Source organism: Antrihabitans auranticaus (assembly GCF_016481275.1).
In the GTDB taxonomy this organism is placed as follows: Bacteria; Actinomycetota; Actinomycetes; order Mycobacteriales; family Mycobacteriaceae; genus Antrihabitans.
This window is the reverse complement of record NZ_JAEMNW010000002.1, coordinates 405,546-426,341: the sequence shown is the minus strand read 5'-3', so window position 1 is coordinate 426,341 and position 20,796 is coordinate 405,546. Positions and strand designations below refer to the sequence as shown.

The 20,796-nt window shown below is 65.5% G+C and carries 22 protein-coding genes; 6 read left to right on the top strand and 16 right to left on the bottom strand.

What is annotated here, in order from left to right:
* The first annotated feature begins 32 nt into the window (after window positions 1–32).
* Window positions 33–851, top strand: coding sequence for a metal ABC transporter permease (locus JGU72_RS09900; protein ID WP_199684543.1), 819 nt, complete (start codon window positions 33–35; stop codon window positions 849–851).
* Here JGU72_RS09900 and JGU72_RS09895 read toward each other — a convergent pair.
* The gene (locus tag JGU72_RS09895) at window positions 844–2,136 is read right to left on the bottom strand and encodes a family 1 glycosylhydrolase (protein WP_199683662.1); all 1,293 of its coding nucleotides are present in this window, start codon (window positions 2,134–2,136) and stop codon (window positions 844–846) included. The two genes, JGU72_RS09900 and JGU72_RS09895, sit on opposite strands and share 8 nt — an antisense overlap.
* Before the next feature lie 78 nt (window positions 2,137–2,214).
* Between JGU72_RS09895 and JGU72_RS09890 the strand changes: the two genes are divergently transcribed.
* Both JGU72_RS09890 and JGU72_RS09885 read left to right on the top strand, forming a co-directional pair.
* Window positions 2,215–2,919 (top strand): metal-dependent transcriptional regulator, encoded by a 705-nt coding sequence (locus tag JGU72_RS09890; protein WP_307828373.1) that lies wholly within the window; start codon window positions 2,215–2,217, stop codon window positions 2,917–2,919.
* Window positions 2,920–3,020: 101 nt separating this feature from the next.
* A complete protein-coding gene (locus JGU72_RS09885; protein ID WP_199683660.1) occupies window positions 3,021–3,422 on the top strand; it encodes a VOC family protein in 402 nt (133 codons plus the stop codon).
* On the opposite strand, the gene truB is transcribed toward JGU72_RS09885, so the two are convergent.
* From truB to rimP, 11 genes are all read right to left on the bottom strand, one after another.
* Entirely contained in the window at window positions 3,411–4,307 is an 897-nt protein-coding gene (truB, locus tag JGU72_RS09880; RefSeq protein ID WP_374101099.1) for a tRNA pseudouridine(55) synthase TruB, read from the bottom strand. The genes JGU72_RS09885 and truB overlap by 12 nt on opposite strands.
* Window positions 4,307–4,960, bottom strand: coding sequence for a 4'-phosphopantetheinyl transferase Npt (gene npt, locus JGU72_RS09875; protein WP_307828439.1), 654 nt, complete (start codon window positions 4,958–4,960; stop codon window positions 4,307–4,309). The genes truB and npt overlap by 1 nt, the downstream gene beginning before the upstream one ends.
* Before the next feature lie 13 nt (window positions 4,961–4,973).
* Entirely contained in the window at window positions 4,974–5,903 is a 930-nt protein-coding gene (locus tag JGU72_RS09870) for a metallophosphoesterase family protein (protein ID WP_199683659.1), read from the bottom strand.
* Between the two features lie 5 nt (window positions 5,904–5,908).
* Window positions 5,909–7,222 carry an MATE family efflux transporter gene (locus JGU72_RS09865; protein WP_199684539.1) on the bottom strand — a complete coding sequence of 438 codons (1,314 nt, stop codon included), beginning with the start codon at window positions 7,220–7,222 and terminating at the stop codon, window positions 5,909–5,911.
* Window positions 7,222–8,241 (bottom strand): DHH family phosphoesterase, encoded by a 1,020-nt coding sequence (locus JGU72_RS09860; protein ID WP_199683658.1) that lies wholly within the window; start codon window positions 8,239–8,241, stop codon window positions 7,222–7,224. The genes JGU72_RS09865 and JGU72_RS09860 overlap by 1 nt, the downstream gene beginning before the upstream one ends.
* Window positions 8,242–8,253: 12 nt before the next feature.
* Window positions 8,254–8,715 (bottom strand): 30S ribosome-binding factor RbfA, encoded by a 462-nt coding sequence (rbfA, locus tag JGU72_RS09855; RefSeq protein WP_199683657.1) that lies wholly within the window; start codon window positions 8,713–8,715, stop codon window positions 8,254–8,256.
* Window positions 8,716–8,733: 18 nt separating this feature from the next.
* Window positions 8,734–9,024: a DUF503 domain-containing protein gene (locus JGU72_RS09850; RefSeq protein WP_199683656.1), complete on the bottom strand. Its 291-nt coding sequence runs from the start codon at window positions 9,022–9,024 to the stop codon at window positions 8,734–8,736.
* 79 nt (window positions 9,025–9,103) lie between these two features.
* The gene (gene infB / locus JGU72_RS09845; RefSeq protein WP_199683655.1) at window positions 9,104–12,079 is read right to left on the bottom strand and encodes a translation initiation factor IF-2; all 2,976 of its coding nucleotides are present in this window, start codon (window positions 12,077–12,079) and stop codon (window positions 9,104–9,106) included.
* Window positions 12,080–12,184: 105 nt separating this feature from the next.
* Window positions 12,185–12,568 (bottom strand): YlxR family protein, encoded by a 384-nt coding sequence (locus JGU72_RS09840; protein WP_199683654.1) that lies wholly within the window; start codon window positions 12,566–12,568, stop codon window positions 12,185–12,187.
* A gap of 43 nt (window positions 12,569–12,611) precedes the next feature.
* The gene (nusA, locus tag JGU72_RS09835) at window positions 12,612–13,640 is read right to left on the bottom strand and encodes a transcription termination factor NusA (RefSeq protein ID WP_199683653.1); all 1,029 of its coding nucleotides are present in this window, start codon (window positions 13,638–13,640) and stop codon (window positions 12,612–12,614) included.
* Window positions 13,637–14,197, bottom strand: coding sequence for a ribosome maturation factor RimP (gene rimP / locus JGU72_RS09830; protein WP_199683652.1), 561 nt, complete (start codon window positions 14,195–14,197; stop codon window positions 13,637–13,639). The genes nusA and rimP overlap by 4 nt, the downstream gene beginning before the upstream one ends.
* Window positions 14,198–14,375: 178 nt before the next feature.
* On the opposite strand from rimP, the gene JGU72_RS09825 reads away from it, so the two are divergent.
* Window positions 14,376–14,897 (top strand): hypothetical protein, encoded by a 522-nt coding sequence (locus JGU72_RS09825; RefSeq protein WP_199683650.1) that lies wholly within the window; start codon window positions 14,376–14,378, stop codon window positions 14,895–14,897.
* Window positions 14,894–15,331 carry a ferritin-like domain-containing protein gene (locus JGU72_RS09820; RefSeq protein WP_199683647.1) on the top strand — a complete coding sequence of 146 codons (438 nt, stop codon included), beginning with the start codon at window positions 14,894–14,896 and terminating at the stop codon, window positions 15,329–15,331. The genes JGU72_RS09825 and JGU72_RS09820 overlap by 4 nt, the downstream gene beginning before the upstream one ends.
* Before the next feature lie 8 nt (window positions 15,332–15,339).
* On the opposite strand, the gene JGU72_RS09815 is transcribed toward JGU72_RS09820, so the two are convergent.
* Window positions 15,340–16,791 (bottom strand): MFS transporter, encoded by a 1,452-nt coding sequence (locus JGU72_RS09815; RefSeq protein WP_199683645.1) that lies wholly within the window; start codon window positions 16,789–16,791, stop codon window positions 15,340–15,342.
* Between the two features lie 71 nt (window positions 16,792–16,862).
* On the opposite strand from JGU72_RS09815, the gene JGU72_RS09810 reads away from it, so the two are divergent.
* Window positions 16,863–17,474: a TetR/AcrR family transcriptional regulator gene (locus JGU72_RS09810; RefSeq protein WP_199683642.1), complete on the top strand. Its 612-nt coding sequence runs from the start codon at window positions 16,863–16,865 to the stop codon at window positions 17,472–17,474.
* Here JGU72_RS09810 and JGU72_RS09805 read toward each other — a convergent pair.
* From JGU72_RS09805 to JGU72_RS09795, 3 genes are read right to left on the bottom strand one after another with little or no spacing between them, the layout of a single operon-like run.
* The gene (locus tag JGU72_RS09805) at window positions 17,471–18,082 is read right to left on the bottom strand and encodes a TetR/AcrR family transcriptional regulator (RefSeq protein WP_199683640.1); all 612 of its coding nucleotides are present in this window, start codon (window positions 18,080–18,082) and stop codon (window positions 17,471–17,473) included. The two genes, JGU72_RS09810 and JGU72_RS09805, sit on opposite strands and share 4 nt — an antisense overlap.
* Window positions 18,083–18,089: 7 nt before the next feature.
* On the bottom strand, window positions 18,090–19,241 hold the full coding sequence (locus JGU72_RS09800; RefSeq protein WP_199683638.1) for a hypothetical protein: 1,152 nt from the start codon (window positions 19,239–19,241) through the stop codon (window positions 18,090–18,092).
* Entirely contained in the window at window positions 19,238–20,737 is a 1,500-nt protein-coding gene (locus JGU72_RS09795; protein ID WP_199683637.1) for an FAD-dependent oxidoreductase, read from the bottom strand. Before JGU72_RS09795 ends, JGU72_RS09800 begins: the two co-directional genes overlap by 4 nt.
* Between the last annotated feature and the right edge of the window lie 59 nt (window positions 20,738–20,796).

Sequence of the window (20,796 nt, the reverse complement as noted above, 5' to 3'; positions counted from 1 at the left end):
ACGTCCTCGTCGAACCTTTGCAGTACACGTTCATGCAGCGGGCGATGCTCGTGACTGTCACCGCGGCCATCGTCGGCGCGGTACTCAGCTGCTGGCTCGTCCTCATCGGCTGGTCCCTGATGGGCGACGCCATCTCGCACGCGGTGCTGCCCGGCGTTGCCCTGGCCTACCTCCTGGGCCTGCCGTTCGCGGTCGGCGCGATCGTCTTCGCCGTTATCGCAGTGTCGGCAATCGGCGTCGTCCGCAACACGTCCCGAGTGAAGGAGGACGCCGCCATCGGTGTCGTCTTCACGACCCTGTTCGCATTCGGCATCGTGCTCGTCTCGAAGTTTCCGAGCCAGATCGACCTCAACCACATCCTTTTCGGCAACCTGCTCGGTGTCACGCGCGAGGACTTCTACCAGGTGCTCGGTCTCGGCCTGCTGGCACTGGCTGTCCTCGTCGCCAAACGCCGCGACCTGATCCTCTACGCATTCGACCAGACCCATGCCCGCGCGGTCGGAATGTCACCGCCGGTGCTTTCGGGCCTGCTGCTCGGCCTGCTCGCGCTCACCACGGTCGTCACACTGCAGGCGGTCGGCGTCATCCTCGTGGTGGCAATGCTGATCACACCCGGCGCGACCGCCTATCTGCTGACCGACCGGTTCGGTCGAATGATGCTGCTGGCACCAGCGATTTCGGCTGCGTGCGCGATCGTCGGTATCTACGTGAGTTACTACGCCGACGTGTCCTCGGGCGGCTGCGTGGTCCTCGCTCAGGGTGCGGTCTTCACTGCCGCGTACCTGTTCAGTCCGAGCCAGGGTCTGATCACCCGTTTCGCGCGGCAGCGTCTGTCGGTCCCAGCTACCTGACCGGTTCCGCACAGCTCGACGGCGGATCCATCAGCGAACACGGCGCCGCCGGTCTGGTCGGCACGTAGCCCGGTGCAACACCGTCGCCGGCGACGATTCCCCGATACACCGGCACTGCGTCGGTCGGCCGCCTGGTCAGCGTGGGATCGGTGCGGACGTCGACGGAATACAGCCCGAATCGTGGTGCGTAACTGCCCCACTCGTAGTTGTCGGTGAGACTCCAGTAGTTGTAGCCGAGCAGGTTCATGCCGTCCGCGCGCGCCCGCTGCAGCCAGTAGACGATATCGCTCAGGTGATCGCCGCGGGTATAGCCGTCGCGCCGCGGCTGCCCGTGTTCGGTCGGCATGCCGTTCTCGACGATGTAGAGCGGTTTGCCGGGAAACTTCCGCGAATAGTGGCGCAGCGCGTAATAGATTCCGTCGGCTTCGAGTTCGGCGTCCCAGTGCCTGCCGAAGAGCGGATCGAGTGTCGGCGGGCGGGTCGTCGAAGCGGCGTAGTAGAAGTCGATGCCGACGAAATCCAGCTTCACGCGGTCCTCGAATTGTGTATCGAGCACCGGTTCGGCGCCGCCCGGAATGTAGGCGACGTTGCTCGTCACCAGAGCGCCAGGTTGCACCGCGTGGATGTAGTCGTAGATGCCGTTGTGCGCCTGGACAAGTCGGTCGAACATCGACGGCACATCTGCCGGTCCGACGCCACCCGTGCGAATTTCCTGTCCGACGTAGGCGACCGGCTCGTTAATGGTGACCCACAGCGGGTCGTAGTGGGCGTAGCGGTCCACGACCCTGCGCATGTTCGCCAACCAGTCCATGACCATCTGCGGATTCCGCCAACCGCCGCGGTCGACTTCCCAGCCCGGATACACCCAGTGGTCGAGGGTGATCATCGGCCGCATCCCCGCTGCGGCGATGTGCGCGAACACGCTGTCGTAGAACGCGAATCCGCCCTCGCTCCACACTCCGGGCTGCGGCTGCACCCGTGACCACTCGACGGAAGTTCGGTACACGTCGACACCGAGGCTGTCGGCGAGGGCGATATCGCCACTGGCCCGGTGCAAGAAGTCGACCGAATTCAGGTAGGGATCCGCGGTCGCACCAGACGCGGCGTAGCGGCTCCAATTGCTGTCCGGCGCGTAGCCCTCGGACTGGTACCCCGAAGAGCTCACGCCCCACAAGAAGTCGGCGCCGAGGTTCGGCAGCTCGCGGGCCTCGGCGCGCGCCGGCGACACGACTACGACTGCGACGGCACAGGCCAACATCCGGAGACTCACCATCGAGACGTCCATTGCCGCACCTTAGACCTCTGCGCTTCCGGTCAGCCCGTCGATGTGTACTTTCGGGCAGTGTTACCTAAGCTCGTATGTGTGGACAAACGAGATGGCGATCCGAGCGAGGGCACACCGGTGCTGACGCCTGTCGCGCAGGACTATCTCAAAGTTATCTGGACCGCCCAGGAGTGGTCCGCCGAACGAGTGTCGACCAAGTTGCTCGCCGAACGCATCGGCGTTTCCGCCTCGACGGTGTCGGAGGCCGTGCGAAAGCTCGCCGATCAAGGGCTCGTCGATCACGCAAAGTACGGCTCGATCACCCTCACCGAAGAGGGCCGGTTGGCGGCCGTTGCCATGGTTCGCAGGCACCGCCTGATCGAGACGTTCCTGGTCCAGGAGCTCGGCTACCGCTGGGACGAGGTTCACGACGAGGCTGAAGTGCTCGAGCACGCGGTCTCGGATCTGCTCATGTCGCGCATCGATGCCAAGCTCGGCCATCCCGAGCGCGATCCGCACGGCGACCCGATTCCATCACCGGACGGCGCCGTGCCCGCTCCCCGCGCCAAGCAGTTGAGCGATTTCGTCGATCAGGAATCCGGTCATATCGCGCGAATTTCCGACTCGGACCCAGCGATGTTGCGCTACTTCGATTCGGTCGGAATCGCGCTCGACACCCATGTGGAAGTCCTGGAGCGACGCGACTTCGCCGGGACGATATCCGTCCGCATCGGCGGCGACTCCAGCGCCCCGATCGACCTTGGAAGTCCTGCAGCACAGTCGATTTGGCTTGTATCCGACTGAACGCCTTGCGACTTGCCGCACAGTCGTGATTTGCTGGCAGCAGCGTCGCGTGCCGGTGGCGGACAGCGTCAGGCATGGAGGCGCCGTACCAAGGGGTCATCTTGGGTATCTCGTTCAACCACACCATCGTCTTCGCAAAGGACAGGCAAGAATCCGCCTGGTTCTTCACCACGTACTTCGGTCTTCCGGATCCGGTGCAGGCCGGTCCGTTCCTGGCCGTACAGCTCGAGCACGGAGCAACACTCGATTTCGCGCAGCTCGACGGCGAGGTCTTCCCCCAGCACTACGCATTCCTGGTTTCGGAGGCCGACTTCGACGCCATCTACGGACGGATAGTCGCTGCCGGACTGGAGCATTGGCCTGATCCGCACAGTGGCCGGTCGGGCACGATCAACCACAACGACGGTGGTCGCGGGGTGTATTTCAACGATCCGTCCGGGCATCGCCTCGAGATCATCACCGTGCCGTACGGCGGGTGGCCGCAGGATCGGTCAGTGCACTAGGTTCGCCGGGCGGACCACCATCACCGAGGCCGCCCGCTTACCGCGCTCCTCGAGCAGCGCGATCGCTCGGCCGGCAGGGTCGATCGTGACGTAGACACCAGTCATGCCGATCGGGTCCAGCCACCGACCCTGACTGAGCGACTCGGCCTCCTCGGCCGAAACCGCCCGGTGTGGAAACGATGTCAGCGCGGCCGCGTCGATATCCATACTCACGCCGGGCTCTTCGGCGAGGTCGTCGAGGGTGCGCGCGTGTTCCAGGGTGAACGGACCAACGCGCGTGCGCCGCAACGCGGTCAGATGCCCGCCGGTGCCGAGCGCTGCTCCGAGGTCGCGAGCCAACGCGCGAATGTAAGTGCCGGAGGAACATTCGACTGCGACGTCGACATCTAGGAACTCGTCGGCCTGACGGGTTTCGAGGACGTCGAACTGCGAGACGGTGACCGGACGCGCCTCGAGCACCACTTCCTCGCCGGCGCGGATCCGCGCATGCGCACGCTGCCCGTCGACCTTGATCGCGCTGACGCTCGCGGGAACCTGTCGAATGTCGCCGGTCAGCACCGAAACCTCGGCTGCGAGTTCGGCTTCGGTGACGCCGAAGGCAGACGCGGCGTACACGACTTCACCCTCGGCGTCGTCGGTGGTCGTCGACTGGCCCAACCGGATCGTCGCGCTGTACGCCTTCGTCGTCAGCGAGAGCAGACCGAGCATCTTCGTTGCCCGCTCGACGCCGAGAACCAGCACACCGGTAGCCATCGGATCGAGCGTGCCTGCATGACCGATCTTCTTCGTGTGCAGCAACTTTCGACAGCGGGCAACCACGTCGTGGCTGGTCATTCCGGGATCTTTGTCGACGATGAGCAGCCCCGCACCGGCAATTCGCGACACTAGGACACCGCAATCGTCGTCAGGACGAGGCCGTCGGACATCAGCCAGCGGCCATCGAACGTCCGCAGCGGCGTTCCGCCGTCTGTGACCTCGCCCGAAATGAGCAACTCGCTGTGGAACGTGCCCGTTACACCGTCGGCGGTGAACGTTATGTGTGCGTCTTCGAATCCCAGCCATCGGCCGGTCAAGGGAAACCACGCTTTGTAGGTTGCTTCCTTCGCACAGAAAAGCAAGCGGTCCCAATGGATTTCACCGCCCTGCGCAGCGAGCCACGTGCGTTCCTCGGGCAGGCTGACGTGGTCGAGCACGCCTTCCGGCAGCGGACCGTGCGGCTCGGCATCGATCCCCACCGACCGAAACTGCATCGAGTATCCCAGCGCCGCACCGCGATAGCCTTCGCAGTGCGTCAAGCTGCCGACCAGTCCCCTGGGCCACACCGGCACGTTGCGATCGCCGCGCAACACCGGCCCTGGCTCGACGCCGAGTTTCGCCATTGCCTCGCGCGCGCAATGGCGAGCGCCGATGAACTCCCGGCGCCGCTTCTCGACCGCGCGCGAGATCATCGACTCCTCGAGCGGGTGGGGCTTCAGACCCGGTGGGTCGGTGAACAATTCGGCGGCGGCCATACCCGCCGGGAGGATCTTCTCGATCAACGTTGTCGTCCTGTCAGCGCTGGTGCTGCGCACGCATTTTCTCGGCTTCGGCTTCCATCTCGGGAGTGACCTTGAAATGGCCACCCCATTTGTTGAGCGAGCCGGGCGGATAGTCGGGCACGGGCAGGATCTGGCGCAACAGCTTGTCGGGCAGACCCCGGCGCTGCCATTCGCGTGGGTAGCCGAGCGAGACTTCCTCGAACCGGACACCGTCGTAGTAGGTCGTGCGCGGAATGTGCAGGTGCCCGTACACCGAGCAGATGACGTTGTACTTCTTGTGCCAGTCCGCGGTCATGGTCGTGCCGCACCACAGCGAGAACTCCGGATAGAACAAGACCTCGGTGGGTTGGCGGACCAGCGGGAAGTGGTTGATGAGGACGAGCGGCATGTCCGGATGCAACTCGTCGAGTCGCTTCTTGGTCGCGGCAACCCGGACCTGGCACCACGCGTCCCGCGTGACATAGGGGTCGGGCTTGAGCAGAAATTCGTCGGTGGCGACCACGTTGCGCTCGCGAGCTACCGCTAGCCCCTCGGCCTTCGTCTGGGTTCCCGCAGGCAGGAACGAGTAGTCGTAGAGCAGGAACATCGGCACGAGTGTTACCGGTCCCTCGATGGTGTCCCACACCGGAAACTCGTCTTCGGGTGTGACGACGTCGATCTCGCGGCACATATTGACCAGGTAGTCGTACCGGGCGGCACCGTACATCTGGACCGGATCCTTGGCCGTCGTCCACAATTCGTGATTGCCCGGCACCCAGATGACCTTGGCGAAGCGCGATCGCAACAGTTGCAGCGCCCAGCGAATGTCGTCGGTCTTCTCGGAGACGTCCCCGGCAACGATCAGCCAATCGTCCGGTGAGTCCGGAAAGATCTGTTCCGTGATCGGGCGGTTCCCTCGGTGTCCGACGTGAATATCGCTGACTGCCATCAACTTGCGGGTCACGACCACTACCTTTCCGTATCCACCGAGATATCCGACCCCACTACCGCCCAGCGCCCCGAGACAGTCCGTGCAACTACCGCACCCATCCGCAAAACCATAAACAGCGTCAACCCCATCCAGATTCCCGCCAGCCCCCAGTCGAAAACGAGCGAGAGCCACACGAGCGGAAGAAATCCGACGATTGCGCTACCCAGCGTGGCATTGCGCAGGAAACTCGCGTCGCCCGCCCCGAGCAGCACGCCGTCGAGAGCGAAGACAACGCCGCCGATCGGAACGATCGCGACGAAGAACCACCACGCGATGTGTGCTTGTTCGATGACGCCCGCGTCCGAGGTGAACAGCGCTGGAATCAGTTCGACGCCGATGCCGAACACCACAGCCAAACCGAGCCCGAATACCGTGGACAGTCTGGTTATCTGCCAGGCGAGATCGCGGGCCTGCTTCGCCTGGCGGGCCCCGAGCGCCGCGCCGACCATCGTCTGAGCAGCAATCGCCAACGAGTCCAGCGCCAGCGTCACGAGGTTCCAGAGTTGCAGCACAAGCTGATGTGCTGCGACGGATGCCGCCCCGAAGCGTGCGGCGACCGCCGCCGCCGAGAGGAAACACAGCTGGAATGCCAGACTTCGCGCGACGAGATCACGGCCCAGCACAACCTGCGCCCGCATCACAGCAGGCTCCGGCCGCAGCGGAACCCGTTCGCGAACCAATGCCGCAACGAACAATGAGCCGGTCACGGCCTGGCCGGCGACGTTCGCCACCGCAGACCCGCGCACGCCGAGATTCGGCGCAAAAAGCAAGCCGTGCACCAGGAACGGACACAGCAGCGCGGAAAGAACCAGCCCCGCAACCACATAGCGCAACGGCCGCAGCACGTCCTGCACGCCGCGCATCCACCCGTTCCCGGCCATCCCGACCAGAATCAGCGGGACTCCGAAAAGTGCGGTGCGTAACCAGCTTTCGGCCGTGTCGGCAATGTCGGTTCCACCCGCCACGGCTCTCGCGATCGGAGCCGCGAAGATCTGCATCACGACCACGATCGCGACGCCGAGCAGCAGTGCCAGCCAGGTCGCGGATACGCCCTCGCGGACTGCGCCGGCACGCTCCCCCGCCCCGTGCCGCCGAGCCGCACGCGAGGTAGTGCCGTAGGACAGAAAAGTGAGTTGAGTACTCACGATCGTCAGAATCAGGCCGCCGACCGCAAGACCTGCCAATGGCAGCGCGCCGAGCCGACCGACGACAGCGATATCGAACAGCACGTACATCGGCTCGGCAACCAAGACGCCGAACGCCGGGAGGGCGAGGGCAAAGATTCGGCGCATCACGCCAGAGCGGCTACCAGCGAACTGACCAGGTCCTCGATCGGGCCGTTGGTGGTATAGCCCGCCGCAAAACTGTGGCCACCGCCCCCGAGCGAGATAGCGACAGCGCTCACGTCGACGAGTTCCTTCGACCGCAGCGAGACCGACCAACGCTCGTCGGAGTCTGCCGCAGCCTCCTTGAAGACCGCCGCAACCTCGGCTTCCGTCGTCGTGCGGACGATGTCGATCACGCTCTCGACCTCTTCGGATCGCAAGCCGTCGACGTCGCTTCGCCGCACGACCGCGTAGACGAGCCCCGCGCCGCGCGCAGCGTCGGGAACGAGTTCCGCGGTGTCGAGCACCTTCGCAAGCATGGGCAGCCAACCGAACGGGTGCGTGTCGAGCAACGTGCGAGCGATCCGCGCACCGTCGATACCCGTGGCGAGCAGTCGGTCCGCGAGTCGGTGCGTGCCTGGCCGCACCCAGCGGAACGAGCCCGTATCGGTGACCAGTCCGGCGTACAGGCAGTGTGCGATGTCGCTGTCGACGTCGGTACCCAGGAGGTCCAGGATGCGGGCGATCACGCTCGCGGTCGACTCCGCCGTCTCGTCGACGATGTTGATCGATCCGAAGCGCGTGTTCGATCGGTGATGGTCGATGACGAGTGTTTGGTGCGCGCCCTTCAAACGGTCGGCGAGGGCACCCAGCCGGGCGACACTCCCGCAATCGACCGTTACGAGCAGATCTACTTCGTCGGCGACGATCTCCGCCGGTACGACGAAGTCGCGTCCCGGCAACGACCGCAGGGATTGCGGCAGTTCTGCAGGCTCGGCGAACGACACCTGGACTGGGACGCTGCGCCGGCTCAGCGCATAGGCGAGCGCGAGGCCACTACCGAGCGAGTCGGCATCGGGCTGGACGTGGCAGAGGATCGTGACCGACGTTGCGGCTTCCAGTGCCGCGAGGGCCGGAGCGAGATCGAGATCGCTGCAACGCGACGCATGCTCGACTCCGTCGTGGGACGGGCCCAATACTGTCATCGGGATACCGGCCTAGTCGTCGTCATCGGCGCCGGCAGCCCGATCGTTGTCGACTTTGTACGGATCCGGGTCGCCTGCATGTTTGGCACCCGCACGCGCGCGGGCAACCTCGTCGTCTGCAGCTCGGGCCTTGGCAAGTAACTCCTCCATTTGGCGCGCCGTGTCGGGAACGGTGTCGAGCACGAACGCCAGCGTGGGCGTGAACCGTACACCGGTTCCTTCGCCCACCTTCGATCGCAGGACACCCTTCGCCTTCTCGAGGCCGAGCGCCGCGCCCTGATAATCGGGCTCGGTCTCCAGGTTCTCCCCGAGCACGGTGTAGAACACCGTCGCATCGCGCAGATCACCGGTCACCTTCGCATCGGTGACCGTGACGAAACCCAGCCGCGGATCCTTGATCTCGTGCTCGATAGCCGACGCGACGATCGTCGCGATGCGCTTTGCGAGCTTTCGTGCCCTCGCCTGATCCACCATGATTTTCTCCTACCGTCCTCAGTCTTGTGGGCCGAAGATTCGCCTGCGTGCAGCGAGCAGGTCCAGCTCCGGTCGCCGTGCGACCGCACGCTCGCACTCGTCGAGGATGTTGTTGATGTGGTCGACGCCCGAACTCGCAATTGCGACTCCGAGCAGCGCTCTGCGGTGCCTGTCTTGATCACCGGTCTCTGCAGCCGATACGCCGAACTTCTTCAGTTCGGCGAGTACCGGTTTGACGAAGGACCGCTTCTCTTTCAACGAGTGCACGTCACCGAGCAGGACATCCAGCTCGAGTGCGCCGACGTACAACAGGCCTCCCTCCGGTTGCCCCGTGCGCGGTTGGCGAGTCCCTGGACTCGCCAACCGCGCACAGGCGCGCAGCGCCTAGCTAGTCGCGGGCCTTCTCACGCAGCTCGTAGGCCTCGATGATGTCGCCCTCGCGGATGTCGTTGTACGTCAACGTCAGACCGCACTCGAAACCTTCGCGGACCTCCGTGGCGTCGTCCTTCTCCCGCTTGAGCGAGGAGATGGTGACAGTTTCCGCGACCACGACACTGTCGCGAAGCAGACGAGCCTTGGCGTTGCGACGGATCGTGCCCGACGTGACCATGCAGCCTGCGATCGTGCCGACCTTCGAGGACCGGAACAGCGCGCGGATCTCGGCGCGACCGAGCTCCACTTCTTCGTACACCGGCTTGAGCATGCCCTTGAGGGCCTTCTCGATCTCGTCGATGGCCTGGTAGATCACCGAGTAGTACCGGATGTCGACACCCTCGCGGTTCGCCAGCTCGGTCGCCTTGCCTTCGGCACGGACGTTGAAGCCGATGATGATCGCGTTGGAGGCCGATGCCAGGTTGACGTTGGTCTCGGTGACGCCACCGACACCACGGTCGATGACTCGCAGCTCCACCTCGTCGTCGATCTGGATCCCGAGCAGCGCCTCTTCCAGAGCCTCCACGGTTCCGGAGTTGTCGCCCTTGAGGATCAAGTTCAGCTGCGAAGTTTCCTTCAGTGCCGAATCCAGGTCTTCCAGGCTGATCCGCTTGCGGCTGCGCGCCTGCATCGCGTTGCGCTTGCGCGCATTGCGACGGTCGGCGATCTGGCGGGCGATGCGGTCCTCGTCGACGACCAGGAGGTTGTCGCCTGCACCCGGCACCGACGTGAAGCCGATAACCTGCACCGGACGCGAAGGCAGTGCCTCTGCGACGTCTTCGCCGTGCTCGTCGACCATGCGGCGAACGCGGCCGTAAGCGTCACCGGCAACGATCGAGTCACCGACACGCAGCGTTCCGCGAGCGATGAGGACGGTCGCGACGGGGCCGCGGCCACGGTCGAGGTGCGCCTCGATGGCAACACCCTGAGCGTCCATATCCGGGTTGGCCCGCAGGTCGAGCGAGGCATCCGCGGTCAACAGCACCGCTTCGAGCAGCGCGTCGATATTGGTGCCCTGCTTCGCCGAGATGTCGACGAACATCGTGTCGCCGCCATATTCCTCGGCGACCAGACCGTATTCGGTCAGCTGCTGCCGGATCTTGTCCGGGTTCGCGCCTTCCTTGTCGATCTTGTTCACCGCGACCACGATCGGCACGTCGGCCGCTTGCGCGTGGTTGATCGCTTCCACCGTCTGCGGCATGACGCCGTCGTCGGCCGCCACGACCAGGATCGCGAGGTCGGTAGCCTTCGCGCCGCGAGCACGCATGGCCGTGAAGGCCTCGTGACCAGGCGTATCGATGAAGGTGACGAGACGCTCGTTGCCCTCGAGCACGGTGAGCACCTGGTAGGCGCCGATGTGCTGGGTGATACCGCCGGCCTCGCCCTCGCGGACGTTTGCCTTACGGATCGAGTCGAGCAGTCGAGTCTTACCGTGGTCGACGTGGCCCATGACGGTCACGACCGGCGGACGGAACTCGAGATCGTCCTCATCACCCGCGTCCTCGCCATAGGTGAGGTCGAAGCCTTCGAGCAGCTCCCGATCCTCGTCCTCCGGGCTGACAACCTGAACGACGTAGTTCATCTCGCCGCCGAGCAGTTCCAGCGTCTCGTCGCCTACCGACTGAGTTGCCGTGACCATCTCACCGAGGTTGAACAACGCCTGGACCAGCGCAGCGGGGTTCGCGTCGATCTTGTCGGCGAAATCGACGAGCGATGCGCCGCGGGCGAGACGGATCGTCTCGCCGTTGCCGCGCGGCAGCCGAACGCCACCGACGGCGGGCGCCTGCATGTTTTCGTATTCTGCGCGTTTCGCCCGCTTCGACTTACGTCCACGACGGACCGCACCGCCGGGACGACCGAAGGCACCGGCTGCACCGCCACCGCGGCGTTGACCGCCGCCGCCACCGCCACCTGGGCGACCGCGGAAACCACCTGCCGCGGGAGCGCCCGCCGCGGGAGCACCGGGAGCGCCACCGCCACCGCCGGCACCGCCGCGATAGCCGCCGCCACCTGCACCGGGACCGCCCGGACGACCGCCGGGAGCGCCACCTGGGCGACCGCCTCCGCCGCCGGGCCTACCGGCACCGGGTGCGGGACGAGCCGAACGGGTGGGCATTGCACCCGGGTTCGGGCGTGGGGGCATCGAGCCGGGGCTCGGACGGGGACCGCCCTGACCTGGGGCCGGACGCGGACCACCGGCACCGGCCGGCGGACGTTGACCACCAGGGCCGGGACGTGCGCCCTGACCGGGTGCCGGACGCGGACCACCCTGCCCCGGTGCGGGACGGGGACCGCCCTGGCCGGGAGCTGGGCGCGAGCTCGCGCCGGGACGAGGTGCACCGGGAGCGGGCCGCGGAACGGGACGCTCGGTCGGTGCGGACGAGTAGGGATTGTTTCCGACGCGCGGAGCCTTCGGGCCCGGCTTCGGACCACCCGGGGTCGCCGGTGCTGCCGGAGCCGGTGCAGCGGGCGCAGGCGCAGGCGCAGCTGCGGCTGCTGGCTGCTCGGGTGCTGCCGGTCGCCGAGCCGGAGCGGGACGCGGGCTGGGAGCCGGCGCCGCTTCCGTGCGGGCTGCCGGAGCGCTCGGTGCAGGAGCGGCGGGAGCCGCCGGTGCTGCTGCCACGGGCGCGCTGGGAGCCGGTGCCTGCGGCGCGGGCGCCGCCTTCGGCGCGGGCTTCGGACCCGGGCGCGGCGCGCCCGGCCTTGCCGCACCTGCTGAGGGTGCGGCCGGTTGCTTGGTTGCGCTGCCACCGTTCGACGGCGCCGCACTGGGCGCTGCGAAAGATTCACGCACTCGTCGTGCGACGGGTGCTTCCACCGTCGACGACGCTGACTTCACGAACTCGCCTTGCTCCTTGAGCTTTGCGAGTAGTTCCTTACTTGTGACACCGAGTTCTTTTGCCAACTCGTGCACGCGGGCCTTGCCTGCCACTGCTCTCCTCACTGAGAGGTCGAGCATGGCGTCCCCTCTCACGGGGGCCCGCACGACCTCGGGTTATCTCCGATGGACGTTCATCGCTGGTGCTTCACGGTGTGCTCATGAGTGCTCGTGCCTGTTCTTCTCGAGGTACAACTCGTGCCCTGTGCGGTCCGGCTCTATCAGCCGCACCAACCCAGAGATGTCCAGATGTCCGGACACTCTCAACGCTCTGCCGAATGCTCGGCGCCGCTCTGCAAGTCGCAGACAGCTCGGATCCGGGTGCAGCCACGCACCCCGACCGGGGAGTCTGTGCCGTGGATCCGGCTGAAGCTCGTAGCCATCGGCAGCGTTCTCCGATGTCCCGATCTTCAGCGCAACAATCCTGAGCAGGTCGGCAGTCAGCACTCGCTCCCGGCATCCGATGCACATCCGCACAGGTCGACCGTCGGAGGACAATCGGCTGCTGGGCACATCTGAAATCGAGGGCTCGTGCTGAACCATCGTCCACTCTACCGCTGTTCGGCCCGATCTCCGCATCGTGTCCCTAGACGCGGTTCGCCTCGGGCCCGACCGGTCGATCGCTACCCTGTGCGGCGTCGCTTCTGATGTCGATTCGCCATCCCGTCAGGCGTGCCGCGAGGCGCGCATTCTGGCCTTCCTTACCGATGGCGAGCGACAACTGGAAGTCCGGAACGACCACGCGTGCGGCGCGCGCATCGGGGTCCACGACGGTCACCGAGACAACCTTCGAAGGCGACAGCGCATTCCCGACGAACTTCGCGGGGTCGGCGTCGTAGTCGATGATGTCGATCTTCTCGCCGGCAAGTTCGCTCATTACATTGCGCACCCGCTGACCCATCGGGCCGATGCATGCGCCCTTGGCGTTCAGGCCGCTGACGTTGGATTTCACGGCGATCTTGGAGCGATGGCCGGATTCGCGAGCTACTGCGACGATCTCGACGGACCCGTCGGCGATCTCGGGCACCTCGAGCGCGAACAGTTTGCGGACCAGATTCGGGTGCGTGCGCGACAACGTGATCTGCGGTCCGCGCTGGCCACGGGAGACACCGACGACGTAGCACTTGAGGCGCTCGCCGTGCTCGTAGGTCTCCCCCGGCACCTGCTCGGCGGCAGGAATCAGGCCGTCGGCACCGTTCGCATCGGAACCGATCCGGACGACGATCGTGCCGCGCGCGTTCGCTCGCGTGTCGCGCTGGATGACACCGCCGACGATTTCACCCTCGTGTGTCGAGAACTCACCGAACGCCTTCTCGTGCTCGGCGTCACGCAGGCGCTGCAGGATTACTTGGCGGGCCGTCGTCGCGGCGATGCGCCCGAAGCCCTCCGGGGTGTCGTCCCACTCGGAGATCAGGTTGCCGTCGACGTCGGTGTCCATCGCCATCACCCGGACGACACCCGTCTTGCGATTCACGTCGATTCGCGCGTTGGGCTGATGGCCCTCGGTGTGGCGGTAGGCGGTCAGCAGCGCCGACTGGATCGTCGAGATCACCGCCTCGATGGTGATCCCTTTCTCGGCCTCTATGGCGCGCAGCGCCGCAATGTCGATATTCATTTGTCTGATTCCTCTACTTCGATCGGTTCTACCTCTGCACCCGGCACCGGACGCCCCGGCGCGATTCCGCCGGCGAGTTCCAGTTCCCGGGGATTCGGCGGCGAAAACTCCACCTCGACAACCGCCTTGGTGACATCGTCGAGCGACACGGTCCGCAACGTGGGCTCCCTGCCGGGCACGACGATCGCGACGCCGCCGTCTTTTGCCTCACCGATACGCCCGACGAACTTCTCGGTCGGCGTCTCGATCTTGACCTTGCGACCGCGCGCCCGTCGCCAGTGCCGTTCGAGCGTGAGCGGACGCCCGATGCCGGGAGTCGTCACTTCCAGCGTGTACGGCGCCTCGCCGGTATCCGTTATCTCGTCGAGCGCTTCGGAGATGTCACGGGTCAGGCCCGCAATGTCGTCGAGCGTCACCCCGGAGTCACTGTCCACCGTCACACGGACCGTGGAATGTTTCCCGGCCGCCACAACGGCCACGTCCTCGAGATCGAAACCGCGTCGCGTAACGGGATCTGCGACGAGCTTGCTCACCCTTTCCAGGGAAGGAATCGGCATCTCGGGGCTCCTGGTTCAGTTGTCTTCCTGCGGATCGGTCGACTGACTTCTGCGTTCGGTGGGATAACAAGCCTAACGCGCCGGAGAGGGTGCGCGAAGCAACGCCCACGGAGCGCCATCCGACGACACGCGTCGGACCTCGGTGCACGCACGCCCCGGCGCCTGGCACGATGGAGCGGTGCCGACCCCGCTCACCTCTGCAACGCATACGCGGCGATCGACATTTCGAATAGCAGGTTTCGCTGCCGTCGGCGCTGTTGCGGTCAGTGGGCTGGCGGGGTGTTCGGGTGGCGACGACACCGCTTCGCTCGAACCGCCGGATCCGCTTATCGCACAAGCAGATCGCGCCCGGAACGACGCGGCGCTCGCGACGGCGGCAGTGGCAGCGATGCCCGACCGGTCCGGCGCACTCAACCTCATCACCGCCGAACGCACCGCACATGCAGACGCGCTGGCTGCAGAAATAGCTCGGCTGGTAGGAGTCCTCGAGGACGGTTCCGCGCCGACGACGCGTTCGCTTACGACGAGTGCACCGCCCGCACCCGTCGCGCCTCCCTCCCTCGATGAATTGCGTGCGCGACTGACCGAGTCGGGCCGCACGGCCGCGGCGTTGGCGCGGTCACTGTCCGGCTACCGCGCCGGTCTGCTCGGCTCGATCAGCGCCGCGTGCACCACGGAGGTCGGGGTGCTGCTGCGATGAGTCCGGGACCCGAGCAACAGGCGCTGCTGGACGCACTGGCCGCCGAGTACGCTGCCGTATTCGCCTACGGCGTCGTGGCCGCTTTCTCCAATCCCGATCGCGACCGCATGGTCGCGGCAGACGCCGCCGCCCACCGGTCCCGCCGGGACGCGACGATCGATGCGCTGACGGCGGTGAGTATCGACATTCCTGCGCCCGAGGCGGGCTACAACCTGCCGTTCCCCGTCGGCGACCCGATCGCGGCAGCGAACCTCGCGGTCACGATCGAGACGGATACGGCGGTTGCGTGGCGTTCGGTCATCGAACGGGCGCAGTCCGAGCACGCCCGCGGCACGGGTCTCGATGCACTGACCGAATGCGCTCTCCGCCTTGCGAACTGGCGCACGATACTGGGAACGGCACCACCCACGGTGCCGTTCCCAGGTCAGCCTTGACGGTTCGGCTACCGTTCCTGCGCACCCTTTCCGCTCGGGACGAACAGCGCGGCGATCACCGCGACCGCAACGGCGGCCATCCCCACCAGTAGCGCCGGACGCAAGGCGTCCGCGTAACCGCCCGGAACCAGTTGACCGTCGTAGCTCAGGAACACCGCCGTCAGAATGGCGATGCCCATTGCGATGCCGATTTCGCGGACCGTGGCGTTCGCCGAACTGGCGGTCGCATGGTCGTCTTCAGCCATGTCGGTCAGGACAGCGGTCGTACTGGGCGCGAAGGTCAGGCCCATGCCGATTCCGGCCATGACGAACGCAGGCACGACCTGGTCGTAGTGCACACCGGGTACGATCACCGCTGCCATGTAGCCGAGCGAAAGAGCCTGCAGCACAAGGCCGGACACCAGCAGCACGCGCAGACCCAACCGCGGCACGAGGAACCCCGCGAGCGGCGCGACGAACATCGGCGCCGCGGTCCACGGCAGCGTGCGGACACCCGCTTCCAGTGGGGTGTAGCCCATTTCGATCTGCAAGTACTGCGACAGCAAGAACACCGCACCCATCATCCCGAGCGAGAACGTCAACCCGATGATGTTGGCCATGGAGAAGCTGCGGGAGGAGAACAGCCGTAGCGGCAAGACGGGGAATGCCACCCGTGATTCACGAACGATGAATGCCGCCAGCAGAGTTCCGGCCACGAACAGCGATCCGAGAACCGACGGCGAGGTCCAGCCGTCGTCGTTGCCGTGGACGATCGCCCACACCGCGACGAATACGGCGCCGCCGGCCAGCAGCACACCGAGCAGATCGAGCGGCTGCCTGCGCCCGACCGAATCCTTCAATGCGTAGAGCGCCAACGGAATTGCGACTACAGCGACCGGAACGTTGATCCAGAAAATGGCTTGCCATGAAACGCCGTCGACCACTGCGCCGCCGATCACCGGACCGAGCGCGACACCGAGGCCGGACACGCCGCCCCACACGCCGATTGCCAACGCACGCTTGGCCACTGGAACGGCGCTGGCGAGCAGTGCGAGCGACAGCGGCATGATGGCCGCCGCACCCATGCCCTGGACGACGCGCGAAATGATGAGTAGCCCCGCTATCGTCGACAGCGCCGAAGCGATCGAGCCGAATGTGAACAGGCCGATTCCGGCGAGGAAGACCTTGCGCCGCCCCCACCGGTCCCCCAGGGTCGCGGCGGGAAGCATCAGTGTCGCGAACGCAAGCGTGTAGGCGTTGACGAACCACTGCAGCTGACCGACGCTCGCGCCGAGGTCAGCCTGAATGACGGGCAGTGCGCTCGTCATGACGAGGTTGTCGAGCGTCGCCATGAACATCGGCAAGGACGCAGCTACCAGTGCGATCCCGAGCGGAACTGCCGCCTTCTCGCGCAGCGGAGTGACGCCGGAAGGCTCGCCGGACCGTTCGAGCAACTGTGGTGGATCTGAGACGATGGTCATCGTCACTCCTTGTAAGCATCGGATGATTACTAACGTTCCCACCGTAAGTAATCAGGTGATAACATGTCAACATGCCAGCGCAGGAAACTTCCGAAAAACCTCAGACGAGAATGCCCGCGGCCGAACGTCGAGAGCTGATCCTCGCTGCGGCGTCGCGGGCGTTCGCCGTCGGTGGATACGCCGGTACCAGCACAGATGTGATCGCGAGGGAAGCAGGCGTATCCCAGCCCTACGTGGTCCGAATGTTCGGCACGAAGGCCGATCTCTTCCGTGAGGTCTTCACCCGGGCCTGTGACGCCATCCGCGCGACCTTCGATGCGGAACTGGACACGCTGACGCTCGATCCGGCCAGCGAGGAGTTCTGGAACGCCCTGGGCGAGGCGTACGGCGAACTCGTGACCGACCGCGACATCCTGCTCGTGATGATGCACGGCTTCATCGCGGGGTCGACGCCGGAGATCGGGCCGATCGCGCGTTCCAACATGTCAGCGATTTACCAGCAACTGCGCGATCGCACCGGATGCACGCCGGAAAGAGCGCGCGAATTCATCGCGCAGGGCATGCTGATGAACGTACTGCTCGCAATGCAGGCGCCCGAGCACGCAGAAGAAGATCCGATTCTCGGCGAGCTGGCGGTCTGCGCCTTCGGCGCAACGCTCGAGGCTGCCGTCAAGACTGCTTAGGTTTCGAATGGCCGCCGGGCCAGCGCGGGACCGAGCCAGCGCCGAACCAGCAGCCTGACTTCGTCGTCGGTGCGTGGCGGATCGACCGGATATTCCATGAACGAGAACACCAGTCGCATGATGATCTCGGCGAGCGGTTCCAGGTCGTCCTCGGCGACGCCTACCGAACTCCAGTCGACGGGCATTCGGCCCAACATCTGCGCACCGTAGGACATCCCGATAGCGGACGTCACTCCGCGGCCCATCATGTCGTTCGCGCCGGCCTGCAGTAGCAGGCCGATGTAGGGCTCACTCGGAATCGCGTTCAACGCGAACACGATCGACTCCGTGACGGCTTCTTCCGGAGTAGTGACCGCTGCGAGGTGTTCTCCCATGCGCACCAGGAACTGCTCTGCACCGGTTTCGGCGACGGCGGCGAGCAGGTCGGGCAGCGTCGGAAAGTATCGGTACACGGTCTGCCTCGTGACGCCGAGTTCCGTTGCGACCGCGGCGATATTCGTCTTCTTCGGCCCGAGCCTGTCGACGCAACGAGTCGCCGCGGCCACAATCCGGTCGCGCGCTTCGCTCTCGTCCCGAGGCAAGTCCCCTTGCCAGCCACGAGTTCTCACTCGCGGATCATCGCATGGACGCGCCGACTTGCCGGGTCGGAGGCTGCTGCGCGGGTCCGCGACGCGGTAGCAACAGGACCGCCGCTACGCACGCACCGGCAGCGAGGAAGCATGCCAGCGTGTACGGCGCGTTGCCGATAGGCGTTCCGTCGCTGGTCATTCCACCTTCCGCACCGACGAAGTCCGGCAGTGCATAGACCCACAGCAAAGCGAACACTATCAGGTAGATCGCCGGATAGATTCGCACGAAAGCATCGAGCGTCACGGGCTCTTTCGTGTCGCGCAATTCGAGCCACTGCCGGAACAGGAACGTCCCACCCACGACCCACAGCACCACCATTTCGGCGGCGAGCACGATCGCCTGAGCGGTCGTGTTGGGGTCGCTACCGCCGAACAGCGCGCTCGGGATACTCGCAATCGGCATCGCGATCGGCGCCAGCGCACCGGCAACGACGATCCGCGGGACCAAGGATCGAGCGCGTAGCTGCCGACCCCGCCAGCTCGGCTCCCCCACCAGCTTGACCACGAGGTAGACGATCGCGCCGAACGACACGGACGCGAAAAGCACGATGCTGTTCATGGGCACCGCCGCAAGCAGCGGGTGGTTCACCTTGTTGTCGAGGTTCCAGGCCCACCACTTCAGTTGCGGGCCTAGCTGATCGAAGATCTCGTAGAACACCTGACAGACGAACGCCACACACAGCGCGCCGACGAACGCGCCCCTGCGCTGGAAGATGCCGAGCGATCGGACGAGTTCGTATGCGAGTTGGCTGAGTGCGGGATAGATCGCCACGATGTAGAGCGGAAGCCTGTCGTACATGAACTGCACGCTGAACACATTGTGCGCGAAGATGAATCCGACCTGCTCGTCCAGACCGAACCAGCCCGGAAAATAGAGGGGCGGTTCGATGACGAACAAATAGACCAGCGATGCGAACCACAGCGCAAGGTTCGTCGGGTCACCGTCGCGGCGCAGTCGTCGCAACGCGTGCACGAACGCGAAGATCGCGCCACCGATGATCAGGATCTCGAGCACCGGCAATGTTGCATTGGCCAGGTCCGCCGGGTTACGGAGCGTGACAATCGGATTCGCGTCGTGACACGAGAAGCCCAGATAGGCGGTGACGCGGTCTGCCACGGAGTCACACGTTGCGCTCATCGCGCCATCGCCTTCTTCCGTGTGCCGGTGGCGCTCTTTCGACCGACCGTGGTGTCCGGCGTGTAGTCGGTCGCCGGCGGATCGAGCTGAATGTCGAAACTTCTCGGCATCTTCTCGCGTCCGAACATGAGCTTCAGCTTGTACCGGAGAAGGCCCGCGAGCACTCGCGGATTCTTTGCCATGTCCGTCATCGACTCGTCGAGATTGAACACACGGGCGAAGTGGTCTTCGACGACATCGTCCTCACGCGCGGCGGCCGTAATGAGGTTGAAGACAGGCCACACCAGCGCAGCCGAGATCCGTCGGCGCAGCGGAGAGGCGATTTCGGTGCCGGTCGCGTGCTCGTAGCCCTGGTCCCGGGCAATGGCGAGCATCCACGGTACGTCCAGAGACTTGCGCTGCCGGTCGAGGAAGCTTCGGAAGAATCCACGATCGAGAACCGTGGATTCGCTCAGCCGGTCGGCCAGAATGACAGCGGAGCGCGCCGCCGAGCTCATCCCTTGGCCGTAGAACGGATTGAACGCGCAGATGGCATCGCCGATCGCGACGAAGCCGAGCGGTGCATCGACCGCGAGGTCGTATCGCCGCCACTTGTTTCCGGTCGAGCGCGTCAGATGCACCTCCGACAGTTGCTCACACTGCTTCATCGCCGCCGCGAACACCGGCGTCCGAATCCGTTCCGCCGCTTCGACGAAAGCATCCGTCTTCTTCGGGAGTTCGAGGCCCCACGCCCCCATGCAGGCGATCGCGCGGTCACCCTCGATCGGGAAGAAGTTGACCAGGTAGTCGTGCTCTTCCGGGTGCGCGCCCTTCTTCTGGTTCGGCATGATCGCGAGGTGCTGCCACCACCAACTGGCCGGGCGTTCGGGCGGTAGTTGGTACCACATCGACGAGTAGGCAACCTTCGCATCGAGCGACCGAACAGGCGCCTCCGACCACCCCGCGGCGACGAGCCACGCAGGGACAGACGATCCCCTGCCCATGGCATCGATGACGAGGTCCGCCGCGAGCACCTCGTCCTGCACGCGGACGCCCGTCACACGGCCGTCCGCGGTACCCGCGCCCGCTGTCTCGATACCGCTGACGACGACGTTCTCCCGGATCGTCACGTTCGCAAGAGTGCGGGCCATGTCGCGCAGCACCCGCTCGATGAGGATGCGCGAGCCGTAGACCATCGTCATCGATCCCGACTTGCGCGGCGCCCACCCCACGGCCTCGCAGTATGCGGCGTCGAGCGAGGGGTTCAACTTGCGCCCACCGGCCGCGATCAGGGCGGCTTCGAAGCCCGGAAACAGCTGCTCGATGGCCCGCCGACCGGAATTGAGCATGAAGTGTGGGTGCTTGCTCTGCGGTACCCCGCGGCGGTGCTCGGCGTCTGCGGGCAACGAATCCCGCTCGAGCACGATCACCTCGTCGAAGTACGGCGCAACAGCGCCTGCGGCACACAATCCCGCCACGCTGCCGCCGAGAACGACGGCACGTCTTCCGATCACCATGCCCAACCTCCGGTCATACAGAATTTCTTTAAGTGTATGACCGGAGCCTAGGCGAATGT

Bases quoted from the DNA above. Each gene is read 5' to 3' on its own strand.
- JGU72_RS09900 (WP_199684543.1), top strand. From the start codon at position 33: ATGCAGCGGGCGATGCTCGTGACTGTCACCGCGGCCATCGTCGGCGCG.
- JGU72_RS09895 (WP_199683662.1), bottom strand. From the start codon at position 2,136: ATGGACGTCTCGATGGTGAGTCTCCGGATGTTGGCCTGTGCCGTCGCA.
- JGU72_RS09865 (WP_199684539.1), bottom strand. From the start codon at position 7,222: ATGCGCCGAATCTTTGCCCTCGCCCTCCCGGCGTTCGGCGTCTTGGTT.
- JGU72_RS09860 (WP_199683658.1), bottom strand. From the start codon at position 8,241: ATGACAGTATTGGGCCCGTCCCACGACGGAGTCGAGCATGCGTCGCGT.
- rbfA (WP_199683657.1), bottom strand. From the start codon at position 8,715: ATGGTGGATCAGGCGAGGGCACGAAAGCTCGCAAAGCGCATCGCGACG.
- JGU72_RS09840 (WP_199683654.1), bottom strand. From the start codon at position 12,568: ATGGTTCAGCACGAGCCCTCGATTTCAGATGTGCCCAGCAGCCGATTG.
- nusA (WP_199683653.1), bottom strand. From the start codon at position 13,640: ATGAATATCGACATTGCGGCGCTGCGCGCCATAGAGGCCGAGAAAGGG.
- rimP (WP_199683652.1), bottom strand. From the start codon at position 14,197: ATGCCGATTCCTTCCCTGGAAAGGGTGAGCAAGCTCGTCGCAGATCCC.
- JGU72_RS09820 (WP_199683647.1), top strand. From the start codon at position 14,894: ATGAGTCCGGGACCCGAGCAACAGGCGCTGCTGGACGCACTGGCCGCC.
- JGU72_RS09815 (WP_199683645.1), bottom strand. From the start codon at position 16,791: ATGACCATCGTCTCAGATCCACCACAGTTGCTCGAACGGTCCGGCGAG.
- JGU72_RS09810 (WP_199683642.1), top strand. From the start codon at position 16,863: ATGCCAGCGCAGGAAACTTCCGAAAAACCTCAGACGAGAATGCCCGCG.
- JGU72_RS09800 (WP_199683638.1), bottom strand. From the start codon at position 19,241: ATGAGCGCAACGTGTGACTCCGTGGCAGACCGCGTCACCGCCTATCTG.
- JGU72_RS09795 (WP_199683637.1), bottom strand. From the start codon at position 20,737: ATGGTGATCGGAAGACGTGCCGTCGTTCTCGGCGGCAGCGTGGCGGGA.